Annotated in this window: 9 protein-coding genes; all 9 read left to right on the top strand. The window is 69.9% G+C overall.

Translation table 11 applies throughout. The features are described 5' to 3' along the window. Positions 1-403: 403 nt before the first annotated feature. The gene (locus ACWEVO_RS22415) at positions 404-1,591 is read left to right on the top strand and encodes an LPXTG cell wall anchor domain-containing protein (protein WP_452309483.1); all 1,188 of its coding nucleotides are present in this window, start codon (positions 404-406) and stop codon (positions 1,589-1,591) included. Positions 1,592-1,767: 176 nt separating this feature from the next. Beyond that, positions 1,768-2,478 carry a demethylmenaquinone methyltransferase gene (locus ACWEVO_RS22420; protein WP_452309484.1) on the top strand — a complete coding sequence of 237 codons (711 nt, stop codon included), beginning with the start codon at positions 1,768-1,770 and terminating at the stop codon, positions 2,476-2,478. Between the two features lie 86 nt (positions 2,479-2,564). Next, positions 2,565-2,783, top strand: a complete 219-nt coding sequence (locus ACWEVO_RS22425; RefSeq protein ID WP_452309485.1) for a hypothetical protein — start codon at positions 2,565-2,567, stop codon at positions 2,781-2,783. A 134-nt stretch (positions 2,784-2,917) separates the two neighbouring features. Continuing rightward, positions 2,918-4,192 (top strand): geranylgeranyl reductase family protein, encoded by a 1,275-nt coding sequence (locus tag ACWEVO_RS22430; protein WP_452309486.1) that lies wholly within the window; start codon positions 2,918-2,920, stop codon positions 4,190-4,192. 134 nt (positions 4,193-4,326) lie between these two features. Beyond that, complete coding sequence (locus ACWEVO_RS22435; RefSeq protein WP_091668660.1) at positions 4,327-4,692, top strand: NADH-quinone oxidoreductase subunit A; 366 nt, start codon at positions 4,327-4,329, stop codon at positions 4,690-4,692. A 14-nt stretch (positions 4,693-4,706) separates the two neighbouring features. Continuing rightward, positions 4,707-5,384, top strand: a complete 678-nt coding sequence (locus ACWEVO_RS22440; RefSeq protein WP_452309487.1) for a NuoB/complex I 20 kDa subunit family protein — start codon at positions 4,707-4,709, stop codon at positions 5,382-5,384. Further along, complete coding sequence (locus ACWEVO_RS22445) at positions 5,381-6,118, top strand: NADH-quinone oxidoreductase subunit C (protein ID WP_452309488.1); 738 nt, start codon at positions 5,381-5,383, stop codon at positions 6,116-6,118. Before ACWEVO_RS22440 ends, ACWEVO_RS22445 begins: the two co-directional genes overlap by 4 nt. Further along, positions 6,115-7,443, top strand: coding sequence for an NADH-quinone oxidoreductase subunit D (locus ACWEVO_RS22450; RefSeq protein WP_452309489.1), 1,329 nt, complete (start codon positions 6,115-6,117; stop codon positions 7,441-7,443). Before ACWEVO_RS22445 ends, ACWEVO_RS22450 begins: the two co-directional genes overlap by 4 nt. Next, positions 7,440-8,126: NADH-quinone oxidoreductase subunit NuoE (gene nuoE / locus ACWEVO_RS22455; RefSeq protein ID WP_452309490.1), on the top strand; the 687-nt coding region annotated here is incomplete at its 3' end. The genes ACWEVO_RS22450 and nuoE, both read left to right, overlap by 4 nt.

Below are 8,126 nucleotides of genomic sequence, written 5' to 3' on the forward strand. Positions count from 1 at the left end.
AGTCGACCGACTGAGGCTCGTCCTCCATCGGCCCACGAGGGCCGTCCACATGACGCACGACAGCAGGGGCGGGATGGTCACCATCCCGCCCCTGCTGGGCTCGATCGCTCCGCTGGATGAGTCCGTCCTGTCTCCGTGCATTCACGGTTGCCGAAGAGTTACGGTCGGCAACCCCCGTGACCTGCGTGAACAGCCGTCGACCGCAGCTCACGGGTCTCAATTTGGTTACCGTTTGAGTCCCTTGGGCACGCGCCCGAGGACAACAAGACATATCAATTCGGGCAATCCTTAAGCCCTTCTTAGTCGTCCAGCTCAGGCCGCTGCCTCCCGGGGGGTGGCGAGGTCAGTGGCGGGCCGCTAGCGTCCCCGCCCGTACCGTCCTCAACCCCACGGGGGGACCTCCATGATCTTCCGTAACCGCCTCCTCGCGTACGCCGGTACCGGCGCCGCCGGGATCCTGGTCGCCGGCCTCTTCGCCGCGCCGGCCATGGCCGAGACCTCGGCCGACCTGGCTATCGAGGCGACCGGCACCACCATCGCGGTGGGCGCGCCCGGCAAGACCACGACCGTCTCTCTGCTCAACAAGAGCAAGGTCGACGCCACGGGCATCCTGGTCGGGCTGGACATCAGCAAGCTGGACACCACCAAGGTCGACATCGACGAGACCGGCTGCAACCCGCGCCAGGACGGCGTGATCCTCTGCGGTATCGAGGGCGACACCCTGGGTGCCGGCGAGGACGTCGACTGGGGCTTCCCGCTGAAGCGCAAGGGCGCCGCCACCGGTGACGCCGGTGAGATCAGCGCGATCATCCTGCACGACGGCACCGACCCCGACGAGTCCAACAACGAGGTGACCGTCAAGGTCAAGGTCGAGGGCACCGGCCCCGACCTGACCGTCATCGCGAACGACGTGAACAAGGCCGTCACGGTCGAGGGCAACAACATCAAGATCACCGGCGATCTGCACGCCGGAGACACCGGCCAGCTCATCTACACGGTCTTCAACCAGGGTGACGCGACCGCGGCCGGCCTGAAGATCAGCGTCAAGCTGCCGAAGGGCGTGACCTTCGCCGAGGCCGAGACCGGTTGCGTGGACAACGCCGCCAAGACCTCGCGGGTCTGCACCTACGGCGACCTGGACCTGATCCCGTGGTCGCAGGACAAGCAGGGCGACGACCTGATCTCCGGTGGCCGGTTCTACCACCTGCTGACCGTCGGCAAGGACATCAAGGCCGGCGCCCTGACCGGTGGCCAGGTGACTGTCGAGGCGCTGGGCGCCGAGGCGCAGACCTCCCGCGCCGCGGGGGAGAAGGCGCTTCCGGCCAACGCCGAGGCTGTCACGGCGACCGAAGTGGACGCCACGGACAACACCGACGGCTACTCTGTCCTGGTCGCCGCGAAGGGCGGCTCCGGCGGGGGTGCCGGCGGGGGTGCCGGCGACAACGGTGGCCTGCCGGTGACCGGCCCGCAGGCCGGCCTGATCGGCGGCATCGGCGCGGCGGTGCTCGTCGCCGGTGGGGCGATGTTCCTGGTCGCCCGGCGCCGGCGGGTGGTCCTGGTGACCCCGTCTGACGAGCGGCCGACCGCCTGAGGCTCGTCCTCCATCGGCCCAGGAGGGCCGTTCACATAACGCACGGCAGCAGGGGCGGGATGGTTCACCATCCCGCCCCTGCTGTGTCCACCGTCCCGCCGAGTGGCCGGCGCGCAGGCCGGCTGATCGGCGTACCCGGGGGGCGCCGGGCCCGGGCCGGCTGGCAGAGTGGAGGGGTGAGCCGTACCCCGCAGGGCCAGCGCGCCAGCCTGGACAAGCAGCCGCACGAGGTCGCCGCGATGTTCGACGGCGTGGCCGCCCGTTACGACCTGACCAACACGGTCCTCTCCTTCGGGCAGGACCGGTTCTGGCGGCGGGCCACCCGGCAGGCGCTCGACCTGCGTCCGGGTGAGCGGGTGCTGGACGTGGGCGCCGGCACCGGCGTCTCGACCGAGGAGCTCGCCCACTCCGGGGCGTACGCGGTCGGCGCGGACCTGTCGCTGGGCATGCTGCGGGCCGGGAAGCAGACCCGCCCGCAGGTGCCGTTGCTGGCCGGGGACGCCCTGCGGCTGCCCTTCGCCGACGCCAGCTTCGACGCCGTGACCATCTCCTTCGCGCTGCGTAACGTCAACGACACCGACGCGGCGCTGCGTGAGTTCGCCCGGGTGACGAAGCCGGGCGGCCGGCTGGTGGTCTGCGAGTTCAGCACCCCGGTCAACCCGGCCTTCCGTACGGTCTACCTGTCGTACCTCATGCGGTCGCTGCCGGCGGTCGCGCGCGCGGTCTCCAGCAACCCCGACGCGTACGTCTACCTCGCCGAGTCGATCCGGGCCTGGCCGGACCAGGCGGCCCTCGGTGCGCGGATCGGCGCGGCCGGCTGGGGCAGGGTGGCCTGGCGCAACCTGACCGGCGGGGTCGTGGCGCTGCACCGGGCGATCCGGGACTGACCGCCGGAGCGACGGCGGCTGCGGGCAAACCAGCCTCTTTCGTGAATATCCGTTTTTCGTCTACTTTGCCCCGTAAGATCGCCCCCATGACGGGACCAGACCAGGCGGCCACGGACGACGACGCCGCCGAACTCATCGCCCAGCTGAAGGAGCTGGCCGGCGCGGATCCCGCCGACGTCCGTCAGGTGGTGGCCGAGGTGCTGGCCGCGCTCGACCGGGCCGCCGGGGGCGCGCTGCGCGAGCACCTGCCCGAGACCATCCGGGTCGATGCCGGCCTGGGACCTGCGAAAGCGACCCGTCCGTGAGGCCGAAATGGACTCCGACCGGCACGTTTCCGGGAAGTTAGGTACCCCTCACCACCTACACGTATGACCCCGGTCATAGACTCCAACCCGATCGGCTTGTGAAGCATTTCACGAGCATGCGGGAGGAGGCGCAGATGACCGCGGTGGAGAACGACGCCGACGTGATCGTCGTGGGCGCCGGTCCCGGAGGATCGGCTACCGCGTACCACCTGGCGCGGCACGGCGTGCGTGTGCTGCTGCTGGAGAAGACCGAGTTTCCCCGGGAGAAGGTCTGCGGCGACGGGCTGACCCCGCGCGCCGTGCGGCAGCTCATCCGGATGGGCGTGGACACCTCGCCCGAGGCCGGCTGGCTGCACAACAAGGGCCTGCGGGTGATCGGCGGCGGGGTACGCCTGGAACTGGACTGGCCCGATCTGGCCAGCTTCCCCAACTACGGCCTGGTCCGGACCCGGCTCGACTTCGACGACCTGCTCGCCCAGCGGGCCGTCGCCGCCGGCGCGAAGCTGCGGACGAGCGTGAACGTGATGGGTCCGGTGCTGGACGCCGACGACCGGGTGATCGGCGTGCAGGCCGAGGTGGGCCCGGACAAGGAGCCGGCCACCTTCCACGCCCCGCTGGTGGTCGCCGCGGACGGCGTCTCCGGCCGGTTCCCGCTCGCCCTCGGGCTGGCCAAGCGGGAGGACCGGCCGATCGGCGTCGCGGTCCGCCGCTACTACCGCTCGCCCGCCAAGCACGACGACGACTACCTGGAGTCGTGGCTGGAGCTGCGGGCCAAGGGCAACGACGCACTCCTGCCCGGGTACGGCTGGATCTTCGGCCTCGGTGACGGCCGGGTCAACGTCGGGCTGGGCGTGCTGAACTCCTCCGCCGCCTTCGGCAAGACCAACTACCGGCGGCTGCTCACCGACTGGCTGGCCAACACCCCCGAGGACTGGGGGATGACCGACGAGGCCAACGCGGAAGGGCCGATCCTCGGCGCCGCGCTGCCGATGGGCTTCAACCGGGTCCCGCACTACACCCGCGGCGTCCTGCTGGTCGGCGACTCCGGCGGCATGGTCAACCCGTTCAACGGTGAGGGCATCGCGTACGCCATGGAGTCCGGCGAGCTGGCCGCCGAGGTGGCGGTGCAGGCACTCGCCCGGCCGGCCGGCACCGAGCGGGAGCGGGCGCTGATGGCGTACCCGCAGGAGCTCAAGGCGCGGTTCGGCGGCTACTACCGGCTCGGCGGGATCTTCGTGAAGCTGATCGGTCGGCCGGAGGTCATGCGGCTGGCCACCAAGCACGGCATGCCCCACCCGATGCTGATGCGCTTCGTGCTCAAGCTGCTGGCCAACCTGACCGATCCCCGGGGCGGGGACGCGATGGACCGGGTCATCAACGCGATGACGCGGGTCGCCCCAGCCGTGTAGACCAGCGGTTCCGGGGGCGACGCCGCCCCCGGGACCGACAAAGATCGACCCCCGCCGGCCGAGGTCACGAGGGACGTGAATAGTGTGATTTTCGCTAACCGCCGAGGTCAGGGAAGGACGAGCAGGAGACAACGATGACGCTCTCTCCTTACGCACCGATCATCGGGCTCTTCGCCCTCGCCGCGGGGTTCTCGCTGTTCTCCGTGGCCGCCGCCCGATTCGCCGGTCCCCGGCGTCTGAACAAGGCCAAGCTCGAGGCGTACGAGTGCGGCATCGAACCGAGCCCGCAGCCGGTCGGCGGCGGCCGGTTCCCGATCAAGTTCTACCTGACGGCGATGCTCTTCATCGTCTTCGACATCGAGATCATCTTCCTGTACCCCTGGGCGGTGTCCTTCGACGCCCTGCCGATCTTCGGCTTCGTGGAGATGGTCCTGTTCATCGTCGCGGTCTTCGTCGCCTACGCCTACGTCTGGCGGCGCGGCGGCCTGGACTGGGACTGAGGGAGGTACGGCAGATGGGCATCGAGGAGAAGCTTCCCTCCGGCGTCCTGCTCACCACCGTCGAGAAGCTGGTCAACTGGTCGCGGAAGTCGTCCGTCTGGGGCGCCACCTTCGGCCTGGCCTGCTGCGCCATCGAGATGATGGCGGCCGGTGGCCCGCACTACGACATGGGCCGTTGGGGCATGGAGGTGTTCCGCGCCTCGCCCCGGCAGGCGGACCTGATGATCGTGGCCGGTCGGGTCAGCCAGAAGATGGCCCCGGTCCTGCGCCAGATCTACGACCAGATGGCCGAGCCCCGCTGGGTGCTCTCCATGGGGGTCTGCGCCAGCAGCGGCGGCATGTTCAACAACTACGCCATCGTGCAGGGCGTCGACCACGTCGTCCCGGTCGACATGTACCTGCCGGGCTGCCCGCCCCGCCCCGAGATGCTCATCGACGCGGTCCTCAAGCTCCGCGAGAAGATCATGTACGAGCCGCTGGGCCCGAACGGCCGCAAGATGCTGGAGGCCCGCAAGGAGCGCGGTGACGTGCCGGTGGTGCCGTACGGCTCGATGCCGTCGTCGTACCGCAACGACAAGGCCCGGCGCGCCGAGTGGACCAGGGCGGTCCGCGAGGGGCGCGAGGAGCAGTTGCGGATCGAGAACTGGATGAAGGCGCAGAACCACCTCCACGCACACGGGGGCCCGAAGTGACCGCACCACACGACAAGAACAACGACGGCGGCGTACCGGTACCGGTGACGCCGGCCGGCGCGAGCAGCACCGCCCCCGCCGAGTACCCGCCGGCCAGCCCCGCCGGTCGCGGCATGTTCGGCAACCAGGGCACCGGCGACGTCTCCGGTTACGGCGGCCTGGTCCGTCAGCGCAAGCCGATCGAGGAGGCGTCCCGGCCGTACGGCGGCTACTTCGACGAGGTCCGGGACGCGCTGGAGGAGGCGTACCCCGAGTTCGGCGACGCGATCGAGAAGGTCGTGGTCGACCGGGGCGAGCTGACCCTGCACGTCCGCCCGGAGCGGATCGCCGAGGTCTGTCAGGTGATGCGGGACGACCTGGCGCTCCGCTTCGAGCTCTGCTCCTCGGTGTCCGGCGTGGACTACCTGGGCGCGGACGAGCGCCGGCTGCACGTGGTCTACCAGCTCACCTCGATGACCTACCGGCGTCGGGTCCGGCTGGAGGCCGCGGTCTCCGCCGAGGACCCGCACCTGCCGAGCGTCACCGCCGTCTACCCGACCGCCGACTGGCAGGAGCGGGAGGCGTACGACATGTTCGGCATCGTCTTCGACGGTCACCCCGCCCTGACCCGGATCCTCATGCCGGACGACTGGGAGGGGCACCCGCAGCGCAAGGACTACCCCCTCGGGGGCGTACCCGTCGAATACAAGGGCGCGGAGATCCCCCCGCCGGACAAGCGGAGGTCGTACCAGTGACCACCTCGAACTACGCGACCGAGCGCGAGACCACCGAGGGCAAGGTCTTCACCGTCACCGGCGGGGACTGGGACCAGGTCGTCTCGGGCACGGACCCGATCAACGACGAGCGGATCGTCGTCAACATGGGTCCGCAGCACCCGTCCACGCACGGCGTGCTCCGGCTGATCCTGGAGCTGGAGGGCGAGACGGTCCGCGAGGCCCGCTCGGTCATCGGCTACCTGCACACCGGCATCGAGAAGAACCTCGAATACCGCAACTGGGTCCAGGGCTCCACCTTCGTGACCCGGATGGACTACCTCTCCCCGCTGTTCAACGAGACGGCGTACGCGCTGGCGGTGGAGAAGCTGCTCGGCATCACCGACGACATCACCGAGCGGGCCACCACCATCCGGGTGCTGATGATGGAGCTCAACCGGATCTCCTCGCACCTGGTCTGGCTGGCCACCACCGGCATGGAGCTGGGCGCGATCAACATGATGTTGTACGGCTTCCGCGAGCGGGAGTACATCCTCGACATCTTCGAGACCATCACCGGCCTGCGGATGAACCACGCGTACGTCCGGCCGGGCGGGGTGGCGCAGGACGTGCCGGAGGACGCGATCCGCAAGATCCGCGACTTCCTGGCGCTGATGCCGAAGAAGCTCAAGGAGTACGAGGACCTGCTCTCCGGCCAGCCGATCTGGATCGAGCGGACCAAGAACGTGGCGGTGCTCGACGTGACCGCCTGCGTCGCGCTCGGCGTCACCGGCCCGGTGCTCCGCTCCGCCGGTCTCGCCTGGGACCTGCGCAAGACCATGCCGTACTGCGGTTACGAGACGTACGAGTTCGACGTCCCCACCCACACCGACGGCGACGTCTGGGGCCGCTACCTGGTCCGGCTCGCCGAGATCCGCGAGTCGCTGAAGCTCGTCGAGCAGGCGCTGGACCGGCTGGCCAAGCCGGGCCCGGTGATGGTGTCCGACAAGAAGATCGCCTGGCCGGCGCAGCTGGCCATCGGCGTCGACGGCATGGGCAACTCGCTGGAGCACGTCGCCAAGATCATGGGTCAGTCGATGGAGTCGCTGATCCACCACTTCAAGCTCGTCACCGAGGGCTTCCGGGTCCCGCCGGGCCAGGTCTACGTCGGCATCGAGTCGCCCCGTGGCGAGCTGGGCGTGCACGCGGTCTCCGACGGTGGCACGCGGCCGTACCGGGTGCACTACCGGGAGCCGAGCTTCGTCAACCTCCAGGCGCTCCCGGCGATGGCCGAGGGTGGCCTGATCGCCGACGTGATCGCCGGTGGCGCCTCGCTGGACCCCGTGATGGGTGGATGTGACCGATGACGACTGCTTTCACTGAAGAGACCAGGGCCCGGGCGCGGGAGATCATCGCCCGGTACCCGGCGGACCGGTCCCGCTCGGCCCTGCTGCCGCTGCTGCACCTGGTCCAGTCCGAGGAGGGGTACGTCTCCCCGGCCGGCGTCGAGTTCTGCGCCGAGGTGCTCGGCCTGAACAAGGCCCAGGTCGGTGCGGTGGCCACCTTCTACACCATGTACAAGCGCAAGCCCACCGGCGACTACCTGGTCAGCGTCTGCACCAACACGATGTGCAACGTGCTGGGCGGTCAGGAGGTCTACGACACCCTCGCCGAGCACCTCGGCGTCGGGCACGACGAGACCACCGAGGACGGGAAGATCACCCTGGAGCACGCCGAGTGCCTGGCGGCCTGCGACTACGGCCCGGTGATGACCGTCAACTACGACTTCTTCGACAACGTCGACGCGCAGACCGCGCTGGGCGTGGTCGACGAGCTGCGCGCCGGTGGCCGGCCGATGCCGACCCGGGGCGCCCGGCTCTGCACCCTCAAGGAGATGGCCATCCAGCTCGCCGGCTTCGCCGACGAGCGCGAGGGCGCGGTGGCCGACGGTGGGCCGGGCGAGCCGAGCCTGCGCGGCCTGCGCCTGGCCGAGCAGCACGGCATCTCGGTGCCGGGCTTCGACCCGAACACCCCGATCCGCAGCAAGGAG

It is taken from the genome of Micromonospora sp. NPDC003776, from assembly GCF_053605645.1.